Consider the following 25,182-nt stretch of genomic DNA (forward strand, 5'->3'; position numbering starts at 1 on the left):
AGATAGGGCAGAACCGCTACCCCGACAAGGCATTTCGGCGGTGCAGCATAAGCGGCTTCAGTCATCCGCCATGCGCCGGAAGCCGGGCTCCTCCGGCGGCGGATGCGGCGACTCGGCCACCTGCGTCACCCGGGCGAACAGCGGTCCGCGCCGGCAGGCCGCAACCAACGCCCGCACCGCCTCGGCCTCGCCGGCCACCAGCGCCTGGACGCTGCCATCCGGCCGGTTGCGCACCCAACCCTGCACGCCCTGCCGCTGCGCCTCCCGCACCAGCCAGTCCCGGTAGCCGACGGCCTGCACCCGGCCGGTGATGGCCAGCAGCAGCGCCGTCACGCCGGCACGAGGCCGACCAGCCTGGCCGCCAGTGCCACATCGGCCGCCGCCGCTTCCCGGCGCCGCGCCGAATCCGGGTCGATGCCCCAGAAATCCTCCTGGAAGGCTTCCTCCAGCGAGGCGAGTCGCTGCGCCTCCTCGGCCGAGACCTCGCCACGCACCACGGCAAGCCCCAGCACCAGGCTGCCCAGCGCCGGCACCGCCACGCCGAGCGCCGCCAGCCCCATCGTGGAATGCCCCGCGACGGCCCGATGCAGCGCCGCCAGCGCCTCCGCCGGCTGCGCCACCGGCATCACGCCGGTGGTCACGCGCAACGGCGCATCCAGCTGCCGCGCCGCCCAGGCCAGCCAGGGATCCCAGGCTTCCGCCTGCCAGGCCGCCAGCCGCGCCGCCTCGGCGCGGTAGCACAGCAGTTCGCTCTCGCCGTAGCGGGCAATCGCCGCCACGGTCGCGTCGCGGGCCGGCGCGATGCGTTCCTCCGCCGTGCCGACCAGGCGGGTCAGCGGCACCTCCTCCGGCCGCATCTCCCCGCCCTTCTCGCCACCCGCCGCCTGCCATTCGGCAGCGACCGCCTCGGCCAGCGGCTGCGCCGGCAGGCTGAGCGGGTTGCCGCCAGGCAGCCGCAGCGGCTTGCCATCCAGCAGGACGGCGAACCGTCCTTCCGCCTCGGCGATGCGTGCCTGTTCCCAGAACCGCTTCACGCAGGCGCCCTCAGCGGCGCGTCGCCGCGGTGCGGGCCCGCGCCGCCGGGCGCGTGCGGCTCGAGGCCGTCGTCGTCGCGCGCTCGGCGCAGACCGGCGCCTCGAAGGGGTTCAGCACGTTGCGCTCCATGGAGACGTCGGCCAACGAGCTGGCATTGCTCTGCGCCAGCGCCGCCTGGAACAGCGGGCCGACATTCTGGCAGAAGCGCGAGCCCTGGCGGATGCCGTCCTGCGACTGCTCGTTCGCGAGCGTGGTGATGTAGCCATCCAGCGCGCGCTGGTGGCCGCCGCCGGCGGTGCGGCGGAAATGCCCCTGGATGGAGCGGTAGGCGCCGCCAAGCTCGCCCTGGAACTTTCGGACGAAGGCATTGTAGTCGTCGTCCCGGGCGCAGGTCAGCGCGGCCACCATCAGCTGGCTCTGCAGCGCACGCACCTCGAAGGCGGTGCGGTCGGCGCTCTGCACGCAGGATTGCGCGATGGCGGGGCCGGCGATGGCGACGGCGGCACCGGCGAGGATGAGGCGGAAGGCGGTCTTGGCGCGGCGCATGACTCGGGAAACTCCCCTGGGGACGCCCTGCCTGCCGCATCCGACCGGGCCGTGCAACCAATGTTGCACAACCCGAGCGTCGCGGCCGGACCCCCCGGTCCGAACGGCATCCCATGACCACCCAGTCCTACCGCATCGGCCGGCGTCCCGCAGCAGAAATTCAGCGGCGCAACGTCTTACAGCACGCCGATCAGATACAGGATGATGATGATCGGGATCGGCAGCCCGACCAGCCACAACAAGATGCCTTTCACGGCCCTCTCCTCCTTCGGAATGAGGGCGGAACGCCGCATCAGGCCTTTCGTTGCATCTTCTGGAACCTTGCCAGCCCGGCCAGCCGCCGGTCCAGGAAGGCCTCCGTCGCCATGCCCTCCGGCGACTGGTCCTGCAGCCAGAACGCCAGGGTCGCGCCATACACCCCGGCCAGCGTCGCCCTCCGCGTATACCAGGAAAAATCCGCCGAGGTATCGCCGGCCGCGGCCCACATCGCATCCGCCGTCCGCGCCACGGTCCGCGCGGCGGAGGCGAGGTTCCAGGGCAGTGACTGCACCGCCAGCGCCCGGCGCACCGCGTCCTTGTGCGGCGCGGCCTGCTCCAGCCGGATCAGCACGACGCGGCGGATCCGGGCGGGAATCCTTTGCGCCGCCAGGTCCTCCGCCACCGCCGCCGCCTCCATGTCCCGGTCGGCCAGGTCGCACCAGGCCTCGATCGCCTCCACCGGCCCGCGCGGGAACAGCCAGTCCTGCTCCAGCGCATCCCGGCCGAGGTCCGCCAGGCCGGCCGACAGCGCGGCACGGGTCCAGCCGAGCGCCGGCACATGCGGCAGGGCGGCGCGCAGGGCCTCGTCGCGTTCCTCGCTGCGTTCGATCACGATGCCGGCTCCTCGGTACGGGTGTACTGCGCCGCCTGGGCCGCCTGGGCGGCCTGGACCGCGGCGCGATGCAGGTCCTCGGTGAAGCCGAAGCGCGCGAGGTCCGGCATTCGCATCGGGTACAGCACGCCGTCCAGGTGGTCGGCCTCGTGCTGCATCACCCGCGCGGGCGTGCCGGCCGCCTCGCCCTCCATCAGACGGCCCTCGATGTCATAGCCGCGGAAGCGGATTCGCGCCGCGCGCGGCACCTCCCCCCGCAGGCCGGGGATGGACAGGCAGCCCTCCCACCCCTCCTCCGTCTCCTCCCCCACCGGGGTCAGTTCCGGGTTGATGATGGCCAGGATGTTCCCCGCCCCGCCGCGCCACACGAAGACCCGCAGGCCGACATGCACCTGCGGCGCGGCCAGGCCGAGGCCGGAGGCGTCCTCCATGGTCTCCGCCATGTCGGCGACCAGGCGGCGGATTTCCGGCGCCGTGGGGTCCGCCACCGGCAAGGCGGGCCGGATCAGCACGGGGTTGCCCATGCGGGCGATCTTCAGGATGGCCATCGGCGGTGCGGGTTCCGGTTGGTGCGCGCTACAAGGTAATGCGTCGGAGGCGCTACGGGAGGGTCTTTCGCGCGACGCGAATCCTGTGCTATGGCTCTGCCCATCGCGCTGGCGGTTCGGGTCATCTCCCGGACCGGCCGGCGCGCATCCGCGTTTCAGCTATCCTTAACACCAGAACCAGGAGGTTCCATCGCGTGCAGGTCGTCGTCCGCGACAATAACATCGACCAGGCCCTGAAGGCGCTGAAGAAGAAGCTTCAGCGTGAGGGTGTGTTCCGTGAAATGAAGCTCCGCCGCCATTACGAGAAGCCGTCCGAGCGCCGCGCCCGCGAGGCCGCGGAGGCCGTGCGCCGCGCGCGCAAGGTGGAGCGCAAGCGTCTGGAGCGGGAAGGCTTCTGAGCCTTCCACCGCCCGTCCTCCCCGGCGGGCCGACCTGACAAGCCGAATCACCACGGCGCGGAGGAAACTCCGCATCCCGCGGCTTCGTGCCGTCTTCACGCACCCATCGGAACCCGGTCTACTGGCCCGAGTCTGAGGAGCGGCATGATGGACGGCATGGATGCGGAACAGGCGCTGATCGCCCGCGCGCGGCGCGTGCTGCCCGCCGGCAGCTTCGGCAACTTCCCCGCCGAGATCATCCTGCGGGAGGGGCGCGGCGGCCGGGTCTGGGATCAGGCCGGCCGCGAATACGTGGATTTCCTGCTCGGCTCCGGCCCCATGTTCCTGGGCCACGGCCACCCCGAAGTCATCGCGGCGGTGCAGGAGCAGCTCGTCCGCGGCACCACCTTCTTCGCCAACAACGAACACGGCATCGCCCTCGCCGAGGCGATCGTGGACGCGCTGCCCTGCGCGGAGCAACTCCGCTACGTCGGCTCGGGCACCGAGGCGGACCTCTACGCCATGCGCCTCGCCCGCGCCTTTCGCGGCCGCGACAAGATCCTGAAGTTCGAAGGCGGCTACCATGGCATGAGCGACCACGGGCTGATGAGCCTGGCGCCACGCCATCTGGCGAACTTCCCGCAGGCCGTGCCCGATTCGCCGGGCATCCCGAGATCCGTGGCGGATGACGTGCTGGTGGCGCCCTTCAACGACCTGGATGCGGTGACGCGACTGGTGGAGGCCCATGCCGAGGACCTCGCCGGCGTCATCGTCGAGCCGCTGCAACGGCTGATCCCGCCCGCCCCGGGCTTCCTGCAAGGCCTGCGCGACCTATGCACGAAGCACGGCCTGGTGCTGATCTTCGACGAGGTCGTCACCGGCTTCCGCTTCGCCTATGGCGGCGCGCAATCCTACTACGGCGTCACACCCGACCTCTGCACATTGGGAAAAATCGTCGGCGGCGGCTTCCCGCTGGCGGCCATCGCCGGGCGTGCCGAGATCCTGTCGCTGTTCGACAAGGCGCTGGTGGGCGAGGACCGCGTGCTGATGCAGGTCGGCACCCTGTCGGGCAACCCGATCGCGGCCGTCGCGGGCCTCAAGACCCTGGAGATCCTGCGCCGCCCCGGCACCTACGAGACCGCCTTCGCCACCGGCCGCGCGCTGATGCAGGGCATGTCGGAGCGTATCGCCGCGGCCGGCCTGCCGGCGCAGGTGGTGGGCGAGCCGCCGCTGTTCGACGTGGTCTTCGCCGATGGTCCGATCCGGGACTACCGCGCCACGCTACGCGCCGACCGCGCGGTGCAGGCGCATGTGAACCGCGTGCTGCGCGCGGGCGGCATCCTGAAGGGCGACAGCAAATACTACGTCTCCACCGCGCATGAGCCGCGCGACGTGGACCAGACGCTGGGGGCTTTCGCCGAGGCGATGGCGACGCTGCCCCGGACGTTGCCCTGACCGAAGCCTCAGGCGACGCCGAAATGCAGCGCCAGCGCGTGCATGTCATGCGCCGGGATCACCCCGCTGCGGCTGATGTCCGATTCCTTGAGGTTCGGCACATAGAGCTGCCAGGCCTCCAGCACGCCGAGGTCCGGCGGCAGTTGCGCGCCGCCGCTCACCTGGATTTCCTTCGCCCGCGCGGCGGTGCGGCCGGAGGCGGTGGTGGGCGTGGCGTCGAACTTCTTCTGCGGCGCGAACAGGCCCCAAAACGCCTTGCAGTCCGACTTCAGGCGGACCTGCACGAAATTGTCCAGGTCGTTCCAGTCGACGCAGACGGCGGACATGAACCGCACCATCGCGCTCATGTCGATGCCGTTGAGCTTGGCCTGCTGGTAGCGGCCGAGCGCGCCCTCATAGTCTTCCTTGAAGGGCTTCACCGGGGACCACCACGGGGTGATGCCCCATTGGGTCGCCTGTGCCTTCCCTGCCGTCAGCTTGAACAGCATGAAGTCCTTCGGCAGCGTCTCGACGCGCACGGAGGGGACGCAGAAGGCGCTCTGGTGGGAGGCAGGCAGCCTGCCGAAATCCACCAGGCTCAATGTCTCGTTGATCATTAAACTTACCTTCCCATCCCGCAACATCCTATCAACCTAGGATGCCGCCGCGCCAGTGCCGGCGCGGCGCGAAACGGGCCGGGCGGCTACTTCTGCAGGCTCTGGACGATCTGCTGCGTCACCTTCTTGGCATCGCCGAACAGCATCATGGTGTTCGGGCGGAAGAACAGCTCGTTGTCCACGCCGGCATAGCCGCTGGCCATGCCGCGCTTGACGAAGAACACGGTCTTGGCGCGCTCCACGTCCAGGATCGGCATGCCGTAGATGGCGCTGGTCTTGTCCGTCTTCGCCGCCGGGTTCGTCACGTCGTTGGCGCCGATGACGTAGGCGACGTCGGCTTCGGCGAATTCGGCGTTGATCTCCTCCAGCTCATGCACCTCGTCGTAGGGCACGTTGGCCTCGGCCAGCAGCACGTTCATGTGGCCGGGCATGCGGCCGGCGACTGGGTGGATGGCGTAGGAAATCTCGGCGCCTTCCTTCTTCAGCAGGTCGGCCATTTCCCGCACCACCTGCTGCGCCTGCGCCACCGCCATGCCGTAGCCCGGCACGATGATGATCTTCTGGGCGTTCTTCATGATGTAGGCCGCATCCTCCGGGCTGCCGGCCTTCACGGGCGCGCGGTCCGCATTGCCCGCACCGGGGCCGGCCGCCGCACCCGAGTCACTGCCGAAGCCGCCCAGCAGCACGTTGATGATGCTGCGGTTCATGCCCTTGCACATGATGTAGGACAGGATGGCGCCCGAGGCGCCGACCAGCGCGCCGGTGACGATCAGCAGCAGGTTGCCGATGGTGAAGCCGATGCCCGCCGCCGCCCAGCCGGAATAGCTGTTCAGCATGGACACCACCACGGGCATGTCCGCGCCGCCGATCGGGATGATCAGCAGGAAGCCGAGCGCGAAGGACAGCAGCGCGATCAGCCAGAACAACGCCGGGGAGCCGGTGACGACGAAGGCGATCACCAGCACCAGCAGCAGCGCTCCCAGCGCCGCGTTCAGCATGTGCTGGCCCTTGAAGATGATCGGCGCGCCGGACATGCGCCCGTCCAGCTTGGCGAAGGCGATGACCGAGCCGGAGAAGGTGATGGCGCCGATCGCGAGGCCGAGCGACATCTCGACCAGCGAGGCGCCCTTGATGTTGCCCACGGTGCCGATGCCGAAGCTTTCCGGCGAGTAGAAGGCCGCCGCCGCCACGAACACCGCCGCCATGCCGACCAGGCTGTGGAAGGCCGCGACAAGCTGCGGCAGCGAGGTCATCTGGATGCGCTGCGCCAGCAGCGTGCCGATGGTGCCGCCGATGGCGAGGCCCGCCAGCACCAGCACGATTCCGCCCGCGCCCATGCCCGGCCGCAGCAGGGTCGCGATGATCGCGATGCCCATGCCGATCATGCCGTACAGGTTGCCCTGGCGGCTGGTCTCGGGGTTCGAAAGCCCCCGCAGCGCCATGATGAACAGGACCGAGGCGACGAGATACGCCAGGGTCGAGAGGGTCTGTCCCATGGCTCAGCCGCCCTTCTTCTTGAACATGGACAACATGCGCCGGGTCACCAGGAAGCCGCCGAAGATGTTCACCGAGGCGAGCGTCACGGCGATGAAGCCGAAGATCTGCGCGGCGACGCTCTCGGCCAGGCCGGTCGCCAGGATGGCGCCGACGACGATGACGGAGGAGATGGCGTTGGTGACGCCCATCAGCGGCGAGTGCAGCGCCGGGGTCACGTTCCACACCACGTAGTAGCCGACGAAGCAGGCCATCAGGAAGATGGTCAGCAGCAGCAGGAAGGGCTCCGCCGCCGCGGCGACCGGCGCCGCGGTCTCCGCCAGTTGCCGCGCATGCTCGGCGAGCAGCGCGGCGCGGTCCGAGATCGAGGCCGCCTCGTTGGCGATCTGATTGGGTGTCATGCCAGGATCTCCTCAGGCGGCCGGGAGCGATGCGTGGACCACGGCGCCGGCGCGGGTCAGCGTGACGCCCTTGATGATGTCGTCCTCCGGGTTCAGCACCGGCTTCTTGGCCTCCTTGTCCCAGAAGGTGGTCAGGAAGGTCAGCAGGTTGCGCGCGTACAGCGCGGAGGACGCACCGGAAATCCGCCCGGGCCAGTTGCGGTAGCCCAGGATCTTCACGCCGTTGGCGGTCGTCGTCATCTCACCCGGCACCGTCGCGGCGCAGTTGCCGCCGGCGTCCGCGGCAAGGTCCACGATGATGCTGCCCGGCTTCATGGAAGCGACCATCGCCTCGTTCACCAGGATCGGCGCGCGGCGGCCCTGCACCAGCGCGGTGCAGACGACGATGTCCTGCTTGGCGATGTGGGTTGCGACCACCTCGGCCTGCTTGGCGTAGAACTCGGCGGACAGCTGCTTGGCGTAGCCGCCGGCGGTCTGCGCCGACTTGCTCTCCTCGTCCTCGTGGCCGACGAAGCTGGCGCCGAGGGACTTGATCTCCTCCTTCGCCGCCGGCCGGACATCGGTGGCGGAGACCCGCCCGCCGAGGCGCCGCGCCGTCGCGATGGCCTGCAACCCGGCAACGCCCGCGCCCATCACGAAGACATTCGCCGCCGGGATGGTGCCGGCCGCGGTCATCAGCATCGGGAAGCCGCGGTCGAACGCCGTCGCGGCCTCCACCACCGCGCGGTAGCCCGCGAGATTGGCCTGGGAGGACAGCACGTCCATCGACTGCGCGCGGGTGATGCGCGGCAGCAATTCCATCGAGCACGCCTCGATGCCGAGCTGCGCGTAGGTGTCCGCCATGGCGCGGTCGGCACCCAGCGTGCCGATCAGGATGGCGCCGCGCGGGATCATGGCGAGTTCGTCGACCTCACCCTCCCCGGTGCCGAGCGGCGCGCGCACCTTCAGCACCAGCCCGGCACTGGCCAGCGCCGTGCCGGCATCCGGCGCAACCTCGGCCCCGGCCTCGGCATACTGGCTGTCCGGGAATCCGGAGGCGAGGCCGGCCCCGGTCTCCACCGAAACGGTGCAGCCGAGAGCGATCAGTTTCTTCGCCGTCTCGGGCGTCGCGGCCACCCGCGTCTCGCCTCCGCGACGTTCGCGCAATACCGCAACGCGCATCAATACCACCCCCTCGGCCCTGGACAATTCGTTAGGTCAAAGTCGCAGCCATATGCCGGTGCCCCGCAAGTCTTGCAAGGACGCCACGTTCCGGCGCGGTATGCTACCGCCTTCCAACGGCAGACGAGTCACGGCAGATGTTGTTGCGCGAAGCGGCGGATGGTTCCTTCCTGGCGATCAGCCAGCCGATGCACGCCCTGGTCTCCGGCCAGATGGCCCGCGCCTGGGGCGCGCCAGGCTTCGCGCCCGTCGAGCCCTTCGAGGATGTCGCCACCGCCTGCGCCCAGCACGATGTCGCCTGGATGAGCTGGGAGGCCGCGCCGACGCTGGATGCCGCCACCGGCCTGCCGCACATGTTCCGCGCCGTCGGCGCCAGCCGCCATGCGCCGATGTGGGCGGAGGGTGTCCAGCGCGCCCTGGTTGCGTGGGGCCCCTGGGTCGCGCTGCTGGTCAGCCGGCATGGCAGCCTGATCTATGGCAGCTACGCCGACCGCCACCAGCTCGACCGCGCCGACGCCGAGGCGGCGGAGCGCTACCTGGCCGAACAGGCGGTGGTGCAGCAGGACCTCGCGGCCCGGCTCGGCGCAGAACCCGCGCAGGTCGAGGCGGCCTCCGCGCTGGTGGCGGTGACGGATGCGCTGAGCCTCGCGGTCTGCGGCGGCGTGCAGACCATCGGCGGGGTCGGCACCGCGCCGATGGCGGATGGCAGCCGCGTGAAGCTGGCGCTGTCCGAGTCGGACGGCGTGCTCGCCATCGCGCCCTGGCCGTTCCGCCTGCCGGAGGTGACGCTGCACTGGCACGCCCGCCACTTCGCCGCCGGCACGCGCTGGACCGATGAGGCGCGGATGCGCGCCGACCTGGCCGCGGCGCCGCAACAGGCCGTGGCGGCGCGCCTTGTGCCGGGCTGATCAGGCCGGCGGCGCGATCTCCGGCACCGTCGCCCCGGCCTCCCGCAGCGCACGGATGGCGCCCGGGTGGAAGGCCAGCACCCGGTTGGTGCCGGCATTCGCCGCCAGCGTACCGGCGGCGGCGGCCGAGATCTCCTGCCGCGGATCGCCGGCGGACAGCACGGCGCGGGTCACGGCATAGGCCACCTCCTCCGGCAGCGCCGCATTGGCGATGACGAAGTTCCAGGCGGCGAAGGACATCACTGGCGCGTCCTGCCCGCGATAGGTGCCGGCGGCGACCGTCAGCGGCGCCAGATGCGGCAGGCGCGCGACGACGCCGCGCGAGACCTCCTCCCCCGGCCCGATAATCACGCTGTCCGTGCCGTTGGCGACCATCACCAGCGCCGGAATCGGCAGCACCGCGCCCTGCCACAGCGCGTCGATCTCGCCGCGCAGCGTCGCCTCCGCCAGCGGCGCGCTGTCGCCGGAGACGATCTCGGCGGAGATGCCGGCGACTTCGGCGGCGGCGCGGAAGAAGGTCTCGGCCGGGCCACGGGCGGGGCCGCAGCCGACCTTCTTCCCCGCCAGATCGGCGAAGCGGGTCAGGCCACGGGCGCGCGGGGCGGCGGCCATGAAGCCGGTCTCGTACATCGGGAACAGCGCCCGCACCGCGCGGTGCCTGCGCCCGCCGGCGGCCGGCGTGCCCTGCAAGGCATCCACCACGCTACCCAGGAAGGCGGTGGCGATGGCGCCCGGCTCATCCTCCACCCGCCGCAGATTCTCCAGGCTGCCGGCCGAGCGCCGCACCTCCAGCATCACGCCCTTCGTGGCCGCGAAGCGCGCGACCGCCTCGCCATAGGGCAGGAAGGCGCTGCCGGGGCCGGCCGTGTAGAAGGGCAAGGCCGCCGCCTGGGCGCGCGCCCTCGGGACGGCGAGCAAGGCGGGGGTGGCGAGCATCAGGCTGCGGCGGCGCATGGCGGGCGTTCCTTCTGGTCTCGCAGCAGCCTGTCCCGGCTTGCCAGCCCTGTCAAAGACATTATAGCATGAACTTGTATCAATAACCCACGCGCATAGGATGAGGCGGGATTGTCCGAGGCCGACCCCGACACACCCGATTTGCCCAGCCTGCGGGAGTTCGAGGTGCTGTCGGCCGTCCTCGCGCACCGCACCACCGCCGCGGCGTCCCGCGCGCTCGGCATCTCGCAGCCGGCCGTGTCCCGCGCCCTGGCGGGGCTGGAGGCGCGGCTCGGCCGGGCGATGTTCCGGCGCGAAGCCGGGCTGCTGGTGCCGACCGCCGAAGCCGCCGACCTCAGCGCGGAGGCGCAGCGCGCCATCGGCAAGCTGAAGCGCCTGGTCGGCCAGGCCGGCCCGGCGGAGGCCGATCGCAGCCTGCACCTGATCACCACCACCACCATGGCCCAGTGCTGGCTGCACCGGGTCCTGCCGCCGATGCTGCGGGCGCATCCGGAACTGCGGGTACAGGTCGAGATCGCCGCCTCCTCCGCGGTGCTGAACGCGGTGGCGGATGGCACGGCGCAGTGCGGGTTGCTCGACGGCTTCGCCCCGCATGCCAGCCTTTCCGCCGCAATCCTGCATCGCGGCGAGGCGCATGTGGTGCTGCCACGTGATCATTCCCTGGCGGCGCGCCCGGCGCTGGGCGCGGCGGACCTGGCCGGTCTGCCGCTGGTCGCCCTGCCCCGGCGCTTCGCACTGCGGGCGCGGGTGGACCAGGCGTTCCGGGATGCCGGGCTGGTGCCGGCCATCGCCATGGAATGCGCCACCGCGGTCTTCGCGGCGGAGATGGTGCTGCGCGGCGTCGGGATCGGCATCCTCAACGCGTTCCCGCTTCGCGCGTTCTACCCCGGCCTCAGCTTCCGCCCCTTCCTGCCGGGGCTGGCGATGGAGATCGCGCTGGTGGTACCGCGGGCCTCCCCGCCGCGGGCCACCGTGGACCTTCTCTCCGCCTGGCTGAAGCAGGCGCTGCCCGACCCCAACCCCAAAAAGGATACGCTGCCATGACCCGACCCGGACCCACCCGCCGAACCCTGCTCGGCGCCGCCGCCGCGCTGCCGCTGGCCGCGCCCGCGCTCGCGCAGGGCAACTGGCCCAGCCGCCCCATCCGCCTGGTGGTCCCCTTCCCGCCCGGCGGCGCCGTGGACATCACCGGCCGCCTGCTGGCGGAACGGCTGCAGCCGATCCTCGGCCAGCCCATCACCATCGACAATCGCGGCGGCGCCGGCGGCAACATCGGCGGCGATGCGGTGGCGAAGGCGCAGCCGGACGGCTACACGCTGCTGCTCGGCACCGCGACCATCCTGGCCGCCAACAAGTTCCTGTTCCGCCGCTCCATGCCCTTCGACCCGTTGAAGGACCTCACGCCGGTGACGCGGGTCACGACGGGTACGGTGCTGCTGGTGGTCAATGCGCAGCGGCCCTGGCGCAGCTTCGCGGACCTGGTCGCCGCGGCGAAGCAGGCGCCGGGTCGCATCACCATGGGCTCCTCCGGCACCGGCACCGTCAGCCACCTGACGCTGACCAAGGTGAATGCGGCGGCGGGCATCGACATCACCCATGTGCCCTATCGCGGCGGCGGCCCCGCCATCGCGGACCTGCTGTCCGGCACCATCGACATGATGTTCGACGTGATCCCCGCCCTGATGCCGCATGTCCGCGAAGGCCGATTCCGGGCGCTGGCCGTGGGCTCCGCCGACCGCGTCACCTACGTGCCGGAACTGCGGGACGTGCCGGGGATGGGCGAGCTGCTGCCGAACCAGGGCATCGACATGCAGTCCTGGTACGCGGTCAACGCCCCCGCCGGCACCCCCGCCCCCATCGTGGGGCGCCTGCATGAGGCGCTGGTGCGGGTGGTGCGGTCGGATGATTTCAAGGCGCGGATGGAGCCGCTGGGCTTCACCCCCGTCGCCGATGACAGCCCGGCCGCCTATGGTCAGTACCTGCAGCAGCAGGAGCAGTTCTGGAAGGCCCTGGTCGAGGCCTCCGGCGCCACGCTCGACTGACGGCCCGGAGAACCGCCGCGCATGAACGACCCCGTCGACCCCGCCACCCGCGCCCGCGCCGTCCAGGCGGCGCGCGGCGCGGTGCGCTTCGACCTGCTGCTGGCCGGCGGCACCGTGGTGGATGTGGCGACGGGAGATTTGCGCGCCGCGGATATCGGGATCGTCGGCCCCCTGATCGCCTCCGTTCACGCGCCCGGCGCGCGGGCGGATGCGGACCGGGTGCTGGACGTGGCCGGGCGCTGGATCGCGCCCGGCTTCATCGACAGCCACCTGCACTACGAAAGCAGCCTGATGACGCCGGCCGACTATGCCAGCGTCGTCGTCCCCGCCGGCACCACCACCTGCGTCTGGGACCCGCATGAGCTGGCCAATGTACTGGGCCTGCGCGGCGTGCGCTGGGCGGTCGAGGCCTCCCGCCACCTGCCGCTGCGCACGCTGGTCGCCGCGCCCTCCTGCGTACCCTCCGCCCCCGGGCTGGAACTGGCGGGCGCCGAGATCGGCGCGGCCGAGATGGCGGAGATGCTGTCCTGGCCGGAGGTGGTGGGCGTCGCGGAGGTGATGGACATGCCCGGCGTGCTGCGCGGCACGCCGCACATGCAGGGCATCGTCGGCGCCGGCCTGGCCGCCGGCAAGACCGTCAACGGCCATGCGCGCGGCCTGCTGGATGCGGATCTGCAGGCCTATGCCGCGGCCGGTGTGACCTCCGACCACGAGATCACCGGCACAGCGGATTTCCTCCAGAAGCTGCGCGCCGGGCTGACGGTGGAGTTGCGCGGCAGCCACGACCAGGTGCTGCCCGGCGCGATTGCCGCGCTGGCCACTCTGCCGCTGCTGCCGCCCAACCTGGTGCTGGCGACCGACGACGTCTTCCCGGACGAGTTGGTGGCCAAGGGCGGCCTGCGCGACACCATTTTCCGAGTTGTCGCCCGAGGCCTGTCACCCATCGCCGCCATCCGGCTGGCAACGCTGCACGCCGCGATGCGGCTGAAGCGGGACGACCTCGGGCTGGTGGCGCCCGGGCGGCGGGCGGATCTCGTGGTTCTGTCGGACCTTGCCGCGGTGCGGGTGGACCGCGTGCTGGTGGGTGGGGAGCTGGTGGCCGAAGCGGGCGCGCTGCTGGTGCCGCCGCCACGCCGCACGGATGCACCGACCGATACGACGAAGCTGCCGCCGCAATCGCCGGACGCCTTCCGCCTGCGGGTGCGCGGCGTGCGGGATGGCGCGGCCCGGCTGCGGCGCATCCTCGGCGCGCGCTTCGTGTCCTGGGGCGAGATCGAGGTCGAGGTGCGCGGCGGCATCGCGACGCCGCCGCCCGGCCATGCGGTGCTGACCCTCATCCACCGCCACGGCCGCGCGCCCGCCCTGCCGCAGACCTGCCTGACCGATGGCTGGGGCGAGATGCGCGGCGCCATCGCCACCACCGTCGCGCATGACAGCCACAACCTGCTGGTCCTCGGCGGCACGGCCGAGGACATGGCGGCGGCCGCCAACGCCGTCATCGGTGCGGGCGGCGGCATGGCGGTGGCCGCCGGCGGCGTGGTGACGGCGCTGCTGCCGTTGCCCATCGCGGGTCTGCTGGCCCAGACACCTCCGGCCGAGACCGCCGCCAACTTCGCGCGGCTGCGGCAGGCGGCCGATGCGGTGTGCGACTGGCTGCCGCCCTACCGCGTGTTCCGCGGCATCACCGGCATCTCCCTCGCCTGCAATGCCGGACCGCATTTGACCGACCTCGGCCTGACCGATGGCACCACCGGGGAGGTCTACGACCCGGCGGAACCGCTGATGGCGTGACGCGCCGGCACGCGGCGCCAGTCGAGCCAGAAGGCGAAGGCCGCCAGCAGCAGCACGCCGGCCGGGACCAGCACCAGCTCCAGCCACCAGGCCCGCGCCGGGAACAGCTCGAAGGCGAGCGACACGCCCCAGCTCAGGAACAGGCCGAGGCAGAACACATGCAGGCTGTGCTGGCCGATGGTCGCCAGCACGCGCGGCACCAGCCCGTGCATCCAGGGCGCATCGCGCGGCACCAGCACCGCCACCAGCCAGGCCAGCACCAGCGCATGCGCCAGCCGCAGCGGGCCGAGCGTGCCCTTGTCCGCCAGCGTTTCCATCAACGCCGACGGCGCGGCGATCCAGCCATGATGCCCCGCCTTCACCCAGAGCCCCACGACCAGCACCGCCGTGGCCAGCGCGAACAGCGCCGGGTGCCGCGGCAGCGGCGGCCCGCCGAGCAGGGCGCGGCGACCGACCCAGGCCCCGAGCAGGAACAGAAGCTGCCAGGCAAAGGGGTCGAAGGTGATGTAGGTGCCGCCCAGGCCCGGCGGCGCCAGGCCGAAGATTTGGGTCGCGGCATAAAGGCCGATCGGCGCCAGCAGCGCCCGGTCGCCGAAGCGGTCCAGCAGCCACAGGAACGGCGCCAGCAGCAGCATGCAGAACACGAACAGCGGCAGGATGTCCATGAAGGTCGGCTGGTACAGCAGCGCCAGCGTCGCCGGCACCGCCCGCAGCGGGTCCTGCGCCAGCCAGGCCCAGCCGGTGTCCTGCACCAGCCCCGGCAGCGGCACCCGCATCTGCACCCAGAAGACCATGGCCGCGAACAGCACGAAGACCACCAGATGCGTCAGGTACAGCCGCCGGACGCGCCCCAGCAGGTCGCCGGCCGCGGAGGCAAACCCGTCCCGCGCCCGCTTCAGCGTGAAGACGGAGCCCAGCGCCAGGCCGGACAGCAGCACGAACTGCTCCGAACTGTCCGAGATGCCCCAGGCCGCGTGGATGCCCCAGAAGAACAGCACGGTGTAGGCATGGCTGATGAAGATGGAGACCTGCATCCAGCCGCGCAGCACATCCATCCGCACATCGCGCGGCGGGCGCTTGAGCGCCACCGGCACGGCCTGCTCCGCCGCCATCGGCGTCAGGCCGCCTGCGGCAGGAAGCGGGCCCGCAGCGCCGCGATCACGGCCAGGGCCTCCGCCCGGTGGGCGAACAGCACGAACAGCGCCATGAACCAGGTGAACACCGCCTCCTTGAACAGGCCGCCGCCATCGCCGTAGGGGTCGATGCCCAAGGGGCTCACGACGTGGAAGAAGATCGCGCCGGACATGGTGCCGAGCGACAGCGCCGCACCCCACATCCGCGTGCGCGGGATCAGCACCAGCACCGCGCAGAAGATCTCCAGGATGGCGACGAACAGCCGGAACGGCTTCTCGCCACCCGGCGTGCCGAGCCAGTCGGACAGGATGGTGAAGAGGTAGACCGAGCCCTCGTTCCCGGTCAGCTTGAACTGCTGGTACCAGGTCAGCTCATAGGCAATCCAGATCGCCGCCGGCCAGGCCAGGAGCTTCAGGATGCGGTCTGTGCCCGGCGAGAGGGTCATCATGGCGTGAAGCTCCGGTGGATCGATGCACCGTGCTTCGCCGGGGTTCCGCCACCGGTTACGCCGCTTCGTCCTCCGCCAGAAGGTCGACGCTGACCGACAGCTTCTGCCGCCCACCGCCCAGCAGGATGCCCGTCACCGGGCTGACATCGGCGAAGTCACGCCCCCAGCCCAGCAGCAGGTGCTCGTCGGAGACCACCAGGTCGTTGGTCGGGTCGAGGTCCACCCAGCCATGCGCAGGCCCGAGCCAGCAGCCGACCCAGGCATGGCTCTGGTCCGCCCCCTGCCGCCGCTTCTGCCCCGGCGGCGGCCGGGTGCGCACATAGCCGGAGACGTAGCGCGCCGGCAGGCCGAGCGCGCGCAGCCCCGCGATCATCAGATGCGCAAAGTCCTGGCAGACCCCGGCGCGCTGGGCCAGCACCTGGCTGACCGGGGTGGAGATGGTGGTGACGCCGGCCTTGAAGGCGAAGTCCCGCCGGATGCGCGCGCACAACTCCCGCACCCCTTCCAGGATCGGCCGGCCGGGCGTGAAGGATTTCGCGGCATAGACCCCTGCCCCGCGCTCGGCCGGTGCCAGGGCGCTCGGCATGGCGAATTCGGCGGCATCCCACCCCTCCGCCGCACGTGCCGCGGCGCGCACCGCTTCCCAGGGCGGCGTCCCGGCGGCCGGCGGCGGCGGCGCGAAGTCGACATCGACGACGGCGTCCAGCACCACCTCGAAGGCGTCGTGCGTGGTCTCGAGCGACAGCCAGGTGACGCCGTTGCCGAAATGGTCGGTGCCGTCGCTGCGCTGGCCACCCGGCGGCGTCACGGTGATGACGGCGGAGCGCACCACCTGCCCCGGCACCACGCGCGGCGTCAGGTGCATCAGGTGCGTCGCCAGGTCCACGGCGCGGCCATAGGCGTAGGCGGTGCGGTGGCACAGCGTGTAGCGCGTCATGCCTCGGCGCCCACTTCCGGCTCGTCCTGCCCCAGCACGCGGGTGCGGACATGGCTGACATAGCGCCGTGCCACGGCATCGGACAACGCCGCGGTCTCGGCTTCCAGCGCATGCAGCGCAGCCGGCAGCGCCGCCACCGCGGCATCGCGGTCGGTGGAGACCAGCACCGCATCGACCAGCGCCTGCGGCCGCGCGGCGAGGCCCGCCGCGGTTGCCGCCAGCGTATCGCCGGCGCCCGCGATCTCCGCCAGCCGGTCGGATACCGCCGCCAACTGGAACGCCAGCGCGCGCGGATTACCGGGGTCCGCCAGCACCAGGTCCAGCACCGGCGCCGCCTGCACGGCGGCCAGGTAGCGCGCGCGATAGGTCAGCGCGCTGTCGCAGATCTCCAGCGCCAGGCGCAGCCCGGCCTCGATGCGCGGTGCCGGCTGGTCCAGCGCATGCGCCAGGTTGCGCGCCGTCGCCGTCGCCCGCTCGATCCGCCGGCCGAGGTCGAGGAACATCCAGGCGCCGCCGCGCACCATGTTCTCCGCCGCGATGCCGGACACCGCGTTGCAGAAGCGGATGATGGCGGTGGCGGCGGCGGCCAGCGCATCGTCGCCGCCGGCCCCCGACAGCAGCCGGGCGCGGCCCTCCTGGATCAGATGCGCGAAGGCCGCCCACATGTCATGCGTCAGCCGGTCCCGCACCGCCACCTGCGGCCGTTCCACCGCTTCCAGCAGGCCGAGCAGCGCACCGCCCGGCGCCGCCGCTTCCCGCAGCGCGCGCGGCAGCGCCTTGCCATCGGCCGGGCTGGCCGCCGCCTCCGCCGAGATCAGCCCCGCCGCCTGGAGGCAGCGCGCCAGGGCGCGGATCTCGGCGATCTCGCGCGGCATCGCCGCACCACGCAGCAGCCGGGCGAGCAGGGCGCGCAGCAGCCGCGCGGCCGCGTCCAGACGCTCGATGGTACGGCCGAGCCAGTACAGATCGTCCGCGACGCGGCTCGGCAGTTCGCCGGAGGACCGGCGGATCGCCAGCGGCGCGGCGCGTGGCGCGGCGGGGCCCACGATGTCCTGCGCATCCTCCGCGATCACCCAGACATCCTTGGCCGCGCCGCGCCGCGCCGGCGGGCCGGCGATGGCGCCGCTGCCGTCCAGCACATGGGCGAGGCCGCCCGGCATGGCGCGCCACGCACCCGCCGCATCGCGTGCCAGGAACATCCGCAGGGTGACCGGCGCCGGCTCCAGCGCCGCCCCGGCGAGGCGCGGCGTGGCGGAGGGCGCCATCGGGCGCGTCGCCGCATACATCCAGGCGGCGGCGTTGCCCTTCTCGGAGAAGACCTCCAGCGCGCCGAGCGGCGTCGCCTGCCCGGGATCGAAGGCCGAGCGCAGGCGCCAGGCCTCGGGCGCCGCCTGCACACGGGCGCGGGCGTCCGCGTCGCCCATCCACAGCGTCTCCAGCCACTCCAGCGCCAGATCCTCCTCCAGCAGGAAGCGCGCGGCCGCCGGCAGGTAGGGCGCGGCGCCGGGTGCTTCCGCCAGCATCGAACCGGGCGCATTCACCAGCCGTACCGCGCCTGACCGCATCGCCTGCATCAGCCCGGGCACGCCGGAGCCGGTGGAGAATTCCAGCGGGTCCGAAACCTCCCCCTTGATGCGCCGCAGGATGACATCGACGCGCCGCAGGCCGCGCAGGGTCTTCAGGAACACATGCCCGTCGCGCACCGTGAGGTCGCCGGATTCGACCAGCTCCAACCCCAACTCGCGCGACAGGAACAGGTGCTCCAGCCAGGTCTCCTGCTTCGCGCCCGGAGACAGCAAGGCGAGGCGCGGGTTGTCCACACCCTCCGGCGCCAGCGCCTGCAAGGCATCCAGCCAGGTGTCGAAGAAGGGGCGCAGGCTGCGGACATGCACGGCGCGGAACGCCTCCGGCAGCACGCGCGCCAGCAGGGCGCGGTTTTCCGCCGCGAAGCCCACGCCATTCGCGCCGCCACAGCGATCCGCCAGCACCCGCCAGGCGCCGTCCGGCCCGCGCAGCAGGTCGGCGCCATAGAAGGTCAGCCGCGGAAAGGGATTGGGCGCCGGCACCCGGCAGGGCCGCAGGAAATGCGGGTTGCCGAAGACCAGGGCTGCGGGCAGCACGCCCTCCGACAGCAGAAGCTGCGGGCCGTACAGGTCGTCCAGCATCGCCGCCAGCAGCCGCGCCCGCTGCGCCAGCCCGGCTTCGAGCCGCGCGAACTCACCGGCCGGCAGGATCAGCGGCACCGGGTCGCAGCGCCAGGGCCGGCTGGTGCGGCTGGTCTCCGTGGCAAGGACGGTGGCGACGCCCTCCTCCTCGAAGGCGCGATCCAGCCGCCGCGCGCGTTCCGCCACCGCCGGGTAGCCCAGCGAGGAGAAGGCGCCGAGCAGGCCGCGCCATTGCGGACGGACCTGGCCGTTGCCGTCCACCATCTCGTCCAGTTGGTGCGGGGCGTTCTCCGCTGGGGCCGGCGCGTCGGTCAGCGGGCACGCCTCAAATCGAGCGTGCGCGGCGTGGCGCGAGAGGCAACGACGCGCGGTGCCTCCATCGCACCGGGCGTGTGCCCCATCGGCATGAACAGGGCACGCCGCCGCGCCTCCGCCTCGTTCGCATTGACCGGGAAGGTCTGGTAGTTGCGCCCGCCCGGATGCGCCACGTGGTGCTGGCAGCCGCCGAGGCTGCGCCCCGTCCAGCTGTCCCACACGTCGAAGGTCAGCGGCGCCTGGGCGCGCACCGTCGGGTGCAGCGCGCTCGGCGGGTCCCACGCCTTGAAGCGGATGCCAGCGACGTACTCGCCCTCCGTCCCCGTCGGCGCCAGCGGCACCGCGGCGCCGTTGCAGGCGAGCACGAAGCGCTCATCGACCCAGCCCGTCACCCGCGCCTGCAGGCGCTCCACGCTGCTGTCGACATAGCGCGTGGTGCCGCCGGCGGAGGCTTCCTCGCCCAGCACATGCCAGGGCTCCAGCGCGTTGCGCAGTTCCAGCTCCATGCCGCGCAGCGCGATGTGGCCGACCTTGGGAAAGCGGAATTCGAAATGCGGTTCGAACCAGGCGGCATCGACGGGGAAGCCGAGCGCCTGCACTTCCTCGATCACCTCGGCGAAATCCTGCCGCGCGTGGTGGTGCAGCATGAATTCGTCATGCAGCCGCGTGCCCCACTTGATCAGGCGCCGTTCATACGGGCGCTGCCAGAAGCCGGCGACCAGCGACCGCAAAAGCAGTTGCTGCGCCAGCGACATCCGCCAATGCGGCTGCATCTCGAAGCCACGGAACTCCACCAGCCCGCGCCGGCCACCGGCATTGTTCGGGTCATACATCTTGTCGATGCAGAACTCCGTGCGGTGCGTGTTGCCGGTCATGTCCACCAGCAGGTTCCGGAAGATCCGGTCGGTCAGCCAGGGCGGCGAGGCCTCGCCCATGCGCGGCACCTGCGCCAGCGCCGTCTCCAGCTCATGCACCGCATCGCCGCGTGCCTCGTCCACGCGTGGATGCTGGCTGGTCGGGCCGATGAACAGGCCGCTGAACAGATACGAGAGCGAGGGATGGTTGTGCCAGAAGCCGACCAGCGACTTCAGCAGGTCCGGCCGCCGCAGGAACGGGCTGTCCGCCGGCTCCGCCGCGCCCATCACCATGTGGTTGCCGCCGCCGGTGCCGACATGGCGGCCGTCCAGCATGAACTTCTCCGCCGCCAGCCCGATCTGGCGCGCTTCCTCGTACAGCACCTCCGTCCGCGCGCTGAGGTCGGGCCAGCTGGCCGAGGGATGCACGTTCACCTCGATCACCCCCGGATCGGGCGTGACGGAGAAGTTCAGCAGGCGCGGATCGCCCGGCGGCTGGTAGCCTTCCAGGAACACGCGGCGGCCGGCGTCGCGCGCCACGTCCTCGATCGCCGCCACCAGGTCGATCCAGTCCTGCGCCAGGGCCAACGGCGGCAGGAAGATGTGGATCAGCCCGCCGCGGCTTTCGACGCACAGCGCCGTCCGCACCACGCCGGGTTCCTCCTTCCCCGGTTCCGGGACAGGCTGCTCGATGATGCGCGCGCGCTCCCCGGTCCCATCGCGTCGCGGCCGCAGCGGCTCGCGCCGCGCAAATGGATCGGGCTCCGGCTGTGCCTCAATGGCGTCCTCGGAGGCCCAGGGCAGGCTGTCCAAGGGTAGGCGAAAACCCATCGGGCTGTCGCCGGGGATCAGCAGCAACTCGCCGTCGCGGAACGACCATTTGCCGGATTCCCAGGCGCGATCCGCGCCCTCCCCGGCCCGGCGCAGCGGCAGGACGGAGCCGACCTCCGCCGCCAGCCCACCGGCGAACAGCCGCGCCAGGCGCGCGCGTTCCAGCGGATCCTTCAGCTTGCTGTCCTCCGCCACGACGTTGGCGGGCAGCAGCTTCTCCTTCCACAGGTAGTAGTGGACATCCTCCCGCGCCGGCATCCGCAAAGCGGGATCAAGGCCGAGGCGGCCGGCCAGCATCACGGCGAATTCCGCCGCGTCCTGGGCGGTCGCATCATCCGTGTCGTCGTCGCTGGCCAGCAGCGCCGGGTCGGTCCAGACCGGCTCGCCATCCGCCCGCCAGTGGCAATGCAGCCCCCAGCGCGGCAGCGGCTCGCCCGGATACCACTTGCCCTGCGCGTAGCCGAGCGCCGAGCCCGGCGCCCACAGCCCCTGCAACCGCCGCAGCAGCCGCCCCGCCAACTTGCGCTTGGTCGGGCCGAGCGCATCCGTGTTCCACTCCGCCGCGTCGCGGTCGCCCTCCGCCACGAAGGTCGGCTCGCCGCCCACCGTCAGGCGCACGTCGCCGGCGACCAGGGCCGCATCGACCTTGGTGCCGAGCGCCATGATCCGCGCCCAGTCGTCTTCCGTGTAGGGTTTGGTGACGCGCGGCGACTGCGCCACGCGGCGGACTTCCATGTGGAACCCGAATTCGGTCTCCGCCTCGTCCACGCCGCCGGTGATCGCCGCGGCGGAGGCCGGCTCCGGAGTCGCGGCCAGCGGGATATGGCCCTCCCCCGCCAGCAGGCCGCTGGTCGGGTCGAGGCCGATCCAGCCGGCGCCGGGCACATACACCTCGCACCAGGCGTGCAGGTCGGTGAAGTCCGTCGTGGTGCCCTGCGGGCCGGTCACCGACTTGATGTCGGGGACAAGCTGGATGAGGTAGCCGGAGACGAAGCGGGCGGCGAAGCCCAGATGCCGCAGGATCTGCACCAGCAGCCAGCCGGAGTCGCGGCAGGAGCCCTTCCGGTTGGACAGCACCTCCTCAGGCGTCCAGACGCCGGGCTCCAGCCGGACGATGTAGCCGATCTCGGTGGACAGCTTCTGGTTCAGATCGACCAGGTAGTTGACGGTGTTCGGCGCCTGCCGCGGCACGCCCTTCAGATAGGCCTCCAGCAGCGGCCCGGGGGCTGGGATCCGCCGGAACGGCGCCAGTTCCTGCGCCAGCACCGGGTCGTATTCGAAGGGAAACGCCTCGGCCTCGGGCTCCACGAAGAAGTCGAAGGGGTTGATCGTGGCCATGTCGGCCAGCAGGTCGACGGTGACGGAGAATTCCCGCACCCGGTCCGGGAACACGACGCGGGCAATGAAATTCCCCTGCGGGTCCTGCACCCAGTTCAGGAAATGCGGCTTCGGCGAGATGTCGAGGGAGTAGGACAGGATCGGCGTGCGGCAATGCGGCGCCGGGCGCAGCCGGATCAACTGCGGCGACATGCCCACCAGCCGGTCGTAGCTGTAGCTGGTGCGATGGGTGAGCGCAGCGTGGATGCTCATGGGGAGGGGGTGTCCGGCCGGGATTTTCGCTCTCCGCTATCCCATCGGAACGGTAGCCGCCGCAAGGCCGCACCGGCACCCGGGTGGACAGGGGATGGGCTGGCGCGGCACCCTGCTGCCTCGGGATCGGCTTTTGGGGGAACGTGGATGGCACAAAACTATGCATTGGTGACCGGCGCGGGTTCCGGCGTCGGCCGCGCCGCCTCCCTCGCCCTGGCCGAGGAGGGCTGGACCGTGGCCCTGCTCGGCCGCCGGCAGGATGCGCTGGAGGAGACCGCCGGCCTGTGCCAGGGCGAGACGCTGGTGGTGCCGGCGGACGTGACCGAACCCGCGCAGATCGACGCCGCCTTCGCAACCATCGAGCAGAAATTCGGCCGCCTGGACCTGTTGTTCAACAACGCCGGGAACAACGTGCCCGGCACGCCGTTCGAGGAGCTGACGGCGGAGCAGTGGTTCAAGGTGGTGGCGGTCAACCTCAACGGCGTGTTCCTGTGCGCGCATGCGGCCTTCCGCATGATGGCGAAGCAGCAGCCGATGGGCGGGCGCATCATCAACAACGGCTCGATCAGCGCGCATGCTCCGAGGCCCGGAAGCGCGCCCTACACGGCGACCAAGCACGCCGTGACCGGCCTGACGAAATCCATGAACCTGGACGGGCGGCGGTTCGACATCGCCGTGGGCCAGATCGATATCGGCAACGCCGCAACCCCGATGGCGGAGCGCATGGCCCGCGGCGTGCCGCAGGCGGATTGGTCGATCAAGGCGGAGCCGCTGATGAAGGTGGACCATGTCGGCCGCGCCGTCGCCCAGATGGCCGCCTGGCCGCTGGAGACCAACGTGCTGACCATGACCATCATGGCCAGCAAGATGCCCTTCGTCGGACGTGGTTGAAGGAGTCCCTCGATGAATAAACTGGATCTGCAAGGCCGCGTCGCCGTCGTCACCGGCGGCGCGCGCGGCATCGGGCTCGCGGTGGCGCGGCGCATGGTGGCCTCCGGCGCCAGCGTCTCGATCTGGGACGCCGACCCTGCCAAGGCCGAGGAAAGCCGCGCGGCGCTGGCCGCCGATGGCACCGTCACCGCCCAGGTGCTGGACCTCGCGGACGATCTGGCGGTGGCGGAGGCCGCAGCCAAGACGCTGAAGGCGCATGGCAGGATCGACATCCTGGTCAACAACGCCGGCATCACCGGCGGCAACATGCCGGTGGCGGAGATCCCCCCCGCGCAATGGCGCCGGGTGGTGGAGGTGAACCTGACGGCGCCCTTCCTGGTCTCCCAGGCGCTGGTGCCGCATCTGGTCGCCAATGGCTGGGGCCGGGTGGTGAACGTCGCCTCCGTCGCCGGCAAGGAAGGCAACCCCAACGCCGCGCATTACAGCGCCAGCAAGGCCGGGCTGATCGGCCTGACCAAGTCGCTGGCGAAGGAACTCGCGACCAAGGGCGTCCTGGTGAACTGCGTCACGCCCGCCGCCGCCAAGACCGACATCTTCAACCAGATGACGGAGGCCCACATCGCCTTCATGCTGTCCAAGATCCCGATGGGCCGCTTCGTCGAGGTGGAGGAGATCGCCGCCCTGATCTGCTGGCTCGCCAGCCCCGACTGTTCCTTCTCCACCGGCGCGGTGTTCGACATCTCCGGCGGGCGCGCCACCTATTGAGCGCGCTTCTGGCGGATATCGGCGGCACCAACGCCCGCTTTGCGCTGCTGGAGGATGGCCAGGTCGGGGACCCGGCCATCCTGCCGGTCGCCGCGTATCCGACGCCGGAAGATGCCATCGCCGCCGCCCTCGTCTTGCTGCGGCCGCGGACGCCGGTGGACCGCGCCGTGCTGGCCGTCGCCGGGCCGGTGCTGGAGGAACCCGTCCACCTGACCAACGCGCCATGGGCGCTGCGCAGCGGCGCCATCGCATCCCGCTTCGGCATGGCGCGGGTGCGGCTGGTGAACGACTTCCTGGCCCTGGCCCACGCGCTGCCGCACCTCACCGAGGCCGACCTGGTGCGCATCGGGGGCGGCCGTGCGGTGGCCGATGCGCCGATGATCGTGGTCGGCCCCGGCACCGGCCTCGGCGCCGCCGGGTTGGTGCCGGGCCCGGCCGGGCCGATCGCGGTGCCGACCGAGGGCGGCCATATCGGCCTGGCGCCGGAGACGGCGCGGGAGGATGCGGTGGTCGGCGCGCTGCGCGCCCGCTGCGGCCGCGCCGGGGCGGAGGAAGCGCTTTCCGGCCGCGGCCTGGTGAACCTGCACGCGATCTGCGCGGGCTTGCAGGGCGTCGCGGTGCCGGAGCGTGATGCCGGCGGCATCGTCGATGCCGCCGGCACCTGCCCGGTGGCGGCGGAGGCGGTTGCCCTGTTCCTGGATTTCCTGGCCGCCTACGCCGGTGACATGGCCCTGGCCTGGGGCGCCCGCGGCGGGGTCTTCATCGCGGGCGGCGTGCCGCCGCGCCTGCTGCACCTGCTGGATACCGCCCGCTTCCGGTCCCGCTTCGAGGCCAAGGCCCCGATGCAGCATTGGATGGCCGACGTGCCGCTCGCCCTGGTGGTGCATCCGGCCCCGGCCTTCGCCGGTCTCGCGGCCATTTCGGCGGCCTAACGAGCCACACCTCACGGATCCGAGAGGCGTCGCCGGGCCGCCGCTTGTTTTTCATGTGGCGCTGAATGCAAATTGCTGCAAAGCACAGTCGCGGGCTGCCGATGGTTTGCCGAACCGTCGCGCTGCCGCTTGCCGAAGGAA

The 25,182-nt window shown here is 71.6% G+C and carries 24 protein-coding genes; 9 read left to right on the forward strand and 15 right to left on the reverse strand.

Annotated elements, in window-relative coordinates; genetic code table 11:
* Positions 1 to 57 precede the first annotated feature (57 nt).
* From ACFHPP_RS13375 to def, 5 genes are all read right to left on the reverse strand, one after another.
* A complete protein-coding gene (locus ACFHPP_RS13375) occupies positions 58 to 333 on the reverse strand; it encodes an acylphosphatase (RefSeq protein ID WP_437163748.1) in 276 nt (91 codons plus the stop codon).
* Positions 330 to 1,034: an ATP12 family chaperone protein gene (locus ACFHPP_RS13380; protein ID WP_437163749.1), complete on the reverse strand. Its 705-nt coding sequence runs from the start codon at positions 1,032 to 1,034 to the stop codon at positions 330 to 332. Before ACFHPP_RS13380 ends, ACFHPP_RS13375 begins: the two co-directional genes overlap by 4 nt.
* A 10-nt stretch (positions 1,035 to 1,044) precedes the next feature.
* Positions 1,045 to 1,581 carry a hypothetical protein gene (locus tag ACFHPP_RS13385; RefSeq protein ID WP_437163750.1) on the reverse strand — a complete coding sequence of 179 codons (537 nt, stop codon included), beginning with the start codon at positions 1,579 to 1,581 and terminating at the stop codon, positions 1,045 to 1,047.
* 292 nt (positions 1,582 to 1,873) lie between these two features.
* Positions 1,874 to 2,452, reverse strand: coding sequence for a COQ9 family protein (locus tag ACFHPP_RS13390; protein WP_437163751.1), 579 nt, complete (start codon positions 2,450 to 2,452; stop codon positions 1,874 to 1,876).
* Complete coding sequence (gene def / locus ACFHPP_RS13395) at positions 2,449 to 3,000, reverse strand: peptide deformylase (RefSeq protein WP_437163752.1); 552 nt, start codon at positions 2,998 to 3,000, stop codon at positions 2,449 to 2,451. The genes ACFHPP_RS13390 and def overlap by 4 nt, the downstream gene beginning before the upstream one ends.
* Before the next feature lie 194 nt (positions 3,001 to 3,194).
* On the opposite strand from def, the gene rpsU reads away from it, so the two are divergent.
* The gene (rpsU, locus tag ACFHPP_RS13400; RefSeq protein ID WP_007006360.1) at positions 3,195 to 3,398 is read left to right on the forward strand and encodes a 30S ribosomal protein S21; all 204 of its coding nucleotides are present in this window, start codon (positions 3,195 to 3,197) and stop codon (positions 3,396 to 3,398) included.
* A 144-nt stretch (positions 3,399 to 3,542) separates the two neighbouring features.
* Entirely contained in the window at positions 3,543 to 4,832 is a 1,290-nt protein-coding gene (locus ACFHPP_RS13405; protein ID WP_437163753.1) for an aspartate aminotransferase family protein, read from the forward strand.
* Between the two features lie 8 nt (positions 4,833 to 4,840).
* Here the strand turns inward: ACFHPP_RS13405 and ACFHPP_RS13410 are convergent, their stop codons facing one another.
* The 4 genes from ACFHPP_RS13410 to ACFHPP_RS13425 form a co-directional block, all read right to left on the reverse strand.
* On the reverse strand, positions 4,841 to 5,428 hold the full coding sequence (locus ACFHPP_RS13410) for a hypothetical protein (RefSeq protein WP_437163754.1): 588 nt from the start codon (positions 5,426 to 5,428) through the stop codon (positions 4,841 to 4,843).
* 86 nt (positions 5,429 to 5,514) lie between these two features.
* Positions 5,515 to 6,924: an NAD(P)(+) transhydrogenase (Re/Si-specific) subunit beta gene (locus ACFHPP_RS13415; RefSeq protein WP_437163755.1), complete on the reverse strand. Its 1,410-nt coding sequence runs from the start codon at positions 6,922 to 6,924 to the stop codon at positions 5,515 to 5,517.
* 3 nt (positions 6,925 to 6,927) lie between these two features.
* The gene (locus ACFHPP_RS13420; protein ID WP_430667542.1) at positions 6,928 to 7,323 is read right to left on the reverse strand and encodes an NAD(P) transhydrogenase subunit alpha; all 396 of its coding nucleotides are present in this window, start codon (positions 7,321 to 7,323) and stop codon (positions 6,928 to 6,930) included.
* A 12-nt stretch (positions 7,324 to 7,335) separates the two neighbouring features.
* On the reverse strand, positions 7,336 to 8,484 hold the full coding sequence (locus ACFHPP_RS13425; protein WP_437163756.1) for a Re/Si-specific NAD(P)(+) transhydrogenase subunit alpha: 1,149 nt from the start codon (positions 8,482 to 8,484) through the stop codon (positions 7,336 to 7,338).
* Between the two features lie 137 nt (positions 8,485 to 8,621).
* Between ACFHPP_RS13425 and ACFHPP_RS13430 the strand changes: the two genes are divergently transcribed.
* Positions 8,622 to 9,392, forward strand: coding sequence for a DUF3891 family protein (locus ACFHPP_RS13430; RefSeq protein WP_437163757.1), 771 nt, complete (start codon positions 8,622 to 8,624; stop codon positions 9,390 to 9,392).
* Here ACFHPP_RS13430 and ACFHPP_RS13435 read toward each other — a convergent pair whose 3' ends face one another.
* Positions 9,393 to 10,346 (reverse strand): TAXI family TRAP transporter solute-binding subunit, encoded by a 954-nt coding sequence (locus ACFHPP_RS13435; protein ID WP_437163758.1) that lies wholly within the window; start codon positions 10,344 to 10,346, stop codon positions 9,393 to 9,395.
* Positions 10,347 to 10,457: 111 nt separating this feature from the next.
* Between ACFHPP_RS13435 and ACFHPP_RS13440 the strand changes: the two genes are divergently transcribed.
* Genes ACFHPP_RS13440 through ACFHPP_RS13450 form a run of 3 tightly spaced genes read left to right on the forward strand, consistent with a single transcriptional unit; the run spans position 10,458 to position 14,179 of the window.
* Positions 10,458 to 11,390: a LysR family transcriptional regulator gene (locus ACFHPP_RS13440; protein ID WP_437163759.1), complete on the forward strand. Its 933-nt coding sequence runs from the start codon at positions 10,458 to 10,460 to the stop codon at positions 11,388 to 11,390.
* Positions 11,387 to 12,388 (forward strand): Bug family tripartite tricarboxylate transporter substrate binding protein, encoded by a 1,002-nt coding sequence (locus ACFHPP_RS13445; protein ID WP_437163760.1) that lies wholly within the window; start codon positions 11,387 to 11,389, stop codon positions 12,386 to 12,388. The genes ACFHPP_RS13440 and ACFHPP_RS13445 overlap by 4 nt, the downstream gene beginning before the upstream one ends.
* A gap of 21 nt (positions 12,389 to 12,409) precedes the next feature.
* The gene (locus ACFHPP_RS13450) at positions 12,410 to 14,179 is read left to right on the forward strand and encodes an adenine deaminase (protein WP_437163761.1); all 1,770 of its coding nucleotides are present in this window, start codon (positions 12,410 to 12,412) and stop codon (positions 14,177 to 14,179) included.
* Here the strand turns inward: ACFHPP_RS13450 and ACFHPP_RS13455 are convergent.
* The 5 genes from ACFHPP_RS13455 to ACFHPP_RS13475 are packed head-to-tail and all read right to left on the reverse strand — an operon-like array spanning position 14,149 to position 22,453.
* On the reverse strand, positions 14,149 to 15,291 hold the full coding sequence (locus ACFHPP_RS13455) for an OpgC family protein (protein ID WP_437163762.1): 1,143 nt from the start codon (positions 15,289 to 15,291) through the stop codon (positions 14,149 to 14,151). The genes ACFHPP_RS13450 and ACFHPP_RS13455 overlap by 31 nt on opposite strands.
* A gap of 5 nt (positions 15,292 to 15,296) precedes the next feature.
* The gene (locus ACFHPP_RS13460) at positions 15,297 to 15,761 is read right to left on the reverse strand and encodes a DoxX family protein (RefSeq protein WP_437163763.1); all 465 of its coding nucleotides are present in this window, start codon (positions 15,759 to 15,761) and stop codon (positions 15,297 to 15,299) included.
* A 55-nt stretch (positions 15,762 to 15,816) separates the two neighbouring features.
* Positions 15,817 to 16,698: a transglutaminase family protein gene (locus ACFHPP_RS13465; RefSeq protein ID WP_437163764.1), complete on the reverse strand. Its 882-nt coding sequence runs from the start codon at positions 16,696 to 16,698 to the stop codon at positions 15,817 to 15,819.
* Positions 16,695 to 19,127, reverse strand: coding sequence for a circularly permuted type 2 ATP-grasp protein (locus ACFHPP_RS13470; RefSeq protein ID WP_437163765.1), 2,433 nt, complete (start codon positions 19,125 to 19,127; stop codon positions 16,695 to 16,697). Before ACFHPP_RS13470 ends, ACFHPP_RS13465 begins: the two co-directional genes overlap by 4 nt.
* 47 nt (positions 19,128 to 19,174) lie before the next feature.
* Positions 19,175 to 22,453, reverse strand: a complete 3,279-nt coding sequence (locus tag ACFHPP_RS13475) for a DUF2126 domain-containing protein (protein ID WP_437163766.1) — start codon at positions 22,451 to 22,453, stop codon at positions 19,175 to 19,177.
* A gap of 147 nt (positions 22,454 to 22,600) precedes the next feature.
* On the opposite strand from ACFHPP_RS13475, the gene ACFHPP_RS13480 reads away from it, so the two are divergent.
* Genes ACFHPP_RS13480 through ACFHPP_RS13490 form a run of 3 tightly spaced genes read left to right on the forward strand, consistent with a single transcriptional unit; the run spans position 22,601 to position 25,041 of the window.
* Entirely contained in the window at positions 22,601 to 23,344 is a 744-nt protein-coding gene (locus ACFHPP_RS13480) for an SDR family oxidoreductase (RefSeq protein WP_437163767.1), read from the forward strand.
* A gap of 12 nt (positions 23,345 to 23,356) precedes the next feature.
* Complete coding sequence (locus tag ACFHPP_RS13485; protein WP_437163768.1) at positions 23,357 to 24,109, forward strand: SDR family NAD(P)-dependent oxidoreductase; 753 nt, start codon at positions 23,357 to 23,359, stop codon at positions 24,107 to 24,109.
* Positions 24,106 to 25,041: a glucokinase gene (locus ACFHPP_RS13490; protein ID WP_437163769.1), complete on the forward strand. Its 936-nt coding sequence runs from the start codon at positions 24,106 to 24,108 to the stop codon at positions 25,039 to 25,041. Before ACFHPP_RS13485 ends, ACFHPP_RS13490 begins: the two co-directional genes overlap by 4 nt.
* Positions 25,042 to 25,182 lie beyond the last annotated feature (141 nt).

It is taken from the genome of Falsiroseomonas sp. E2-1-a20 (assembly GCF_051433195.1).
Taxonomy (GTDB): domain Bacteria; phylum Pseudomonadota; class Alphaproteobacteria; order Acetobacterales; family Acetobacteraceae; genus Falsiroseomonas.

Coding starts and splice junctions, on each gene's coding strand:
- ACFHPP_RS13430 (WP_437163757.1), top strand. CDS start 8,622: ATGTTGTTGCGCGAAGCGGCGGATGGTTCCTTCCTGGCGATCAGCCAG.
- ACFHPP_RS13415 (WP_437163755.1), bottom strand. CDS start 6,924: ATGGGACAGACCCTCTCGACCCTGGCGTATCTCGTCGCCTCGGTCCTG.
- ACFHPP_RS13485 (WP_437163768.1), top strand. CDS start 23,357: ATGAATAAACTGGATCTGCAAGGCCGCGTCGCCGTCGTCACCGGCGGC.
- ACFHPP_RS13455 (WP_437163762.1), bottom strand. CDS start 15,291: ATGGCGGCGGAGCAGGCCGTGCCGGTGGCGCTCAAGCGCCCGCCGCGC.
- ACFHPP_RS13470 (WP_437163765.1), bottom strand. CDS start 19,127: ATGGTGGACGGCAACGGCCAGGTCCGTCCGCAATGGCGCGGCCTGCTC.
- ACFHPP_RS13420 (WP_430667542.1), bottom strand. CDS start 7,323: ATGACACCCAATCAGATCGCCAACGAGGCGGCCTCGATCTCGGACCGC.
- ACFHPP_RS13425 (WP_437163756.1), bottom strand. CDS start 8,484: ATGCGCGTTGCGGTATTGCGCGAACGTCGCGGAGGCGAGACGCGGGTG.
- ACFHPP_RS13410 (WP_437163754.1), bottom strand. CDS start 5,428: ATGATCAACGAGACATTGAGCCTGGTGGATTTCGGCAGGCTGCCTGCC.
- ACFHPP_RS13465 (WP_437163764.1), bottom strand. CDS start 16,698: ATGACGCGCTACACGCTGTGCCACCGCACCGCCTACGCCTATGGCCGC.
- ACFHPP_RS13475 (WP_437163766.1), bottom strand. CDS start 22,453: ATGAGCATCCACGCTGCGCTCACCCATCGCACCAGCTACAGCTACGAC.
- ACFHPP_RS13450 (WP_437163761.1), top strand. CDS start 12,410: ATGAACGACCCCGTCGACCCCGCCACCCGCGCCCGCGCCGTCCAGGCG.
- ACFHPP_RS13460 (WP_437163763.1), bottom strand. CDS start 15,761: ATGATGACCCTCTCGCCGGGCACAGACCGCATCCTGAAGCTCCTGGCC.
- ACFHPP_RS13405 (WP_437163753.1), top strand. CDS start 3,543: ATGATGGACGGCATGGATGCGGAACAGGCGCTGATCGCCCGCGCGCGG.
- ACFHPP_RS13385 (WP_437163750.1), bottom strand. CDS start 1,581: ATGCGCCGCGCCAAGACCGCCTTCCGCCTCATCCTCGCCGGTGCCGCC.
- ACFHPP_RS13480 (WP_437163767.1), top strand. CDS start 22,601: ATGGCACAAAACTATGCATTGGTGACCGGCGCGGGTTCCGGCGTCGGC.
- ACFHPP_RS13435 (WP_437163758.1), bottom strand. CDS start 10,346: ATGCGCCGCCGCAGCCTGATGCTCGCCACCCCCGCCTTGCTCGCCGTC.
- ACFHPP_RS13445 (WP_437163760.1), top strand. CDS start 11,387: ATGACCCGACCCGGACCCACCCGCCGAACCCTGCTCGGCGCCGCCGCC.
- def (WP_437163752.1), bottom strand. CDS start 3,000: ATGGCCATCCTGAAGATCGCCCGCATGGGCAACCCCGTGCTGATCCGG.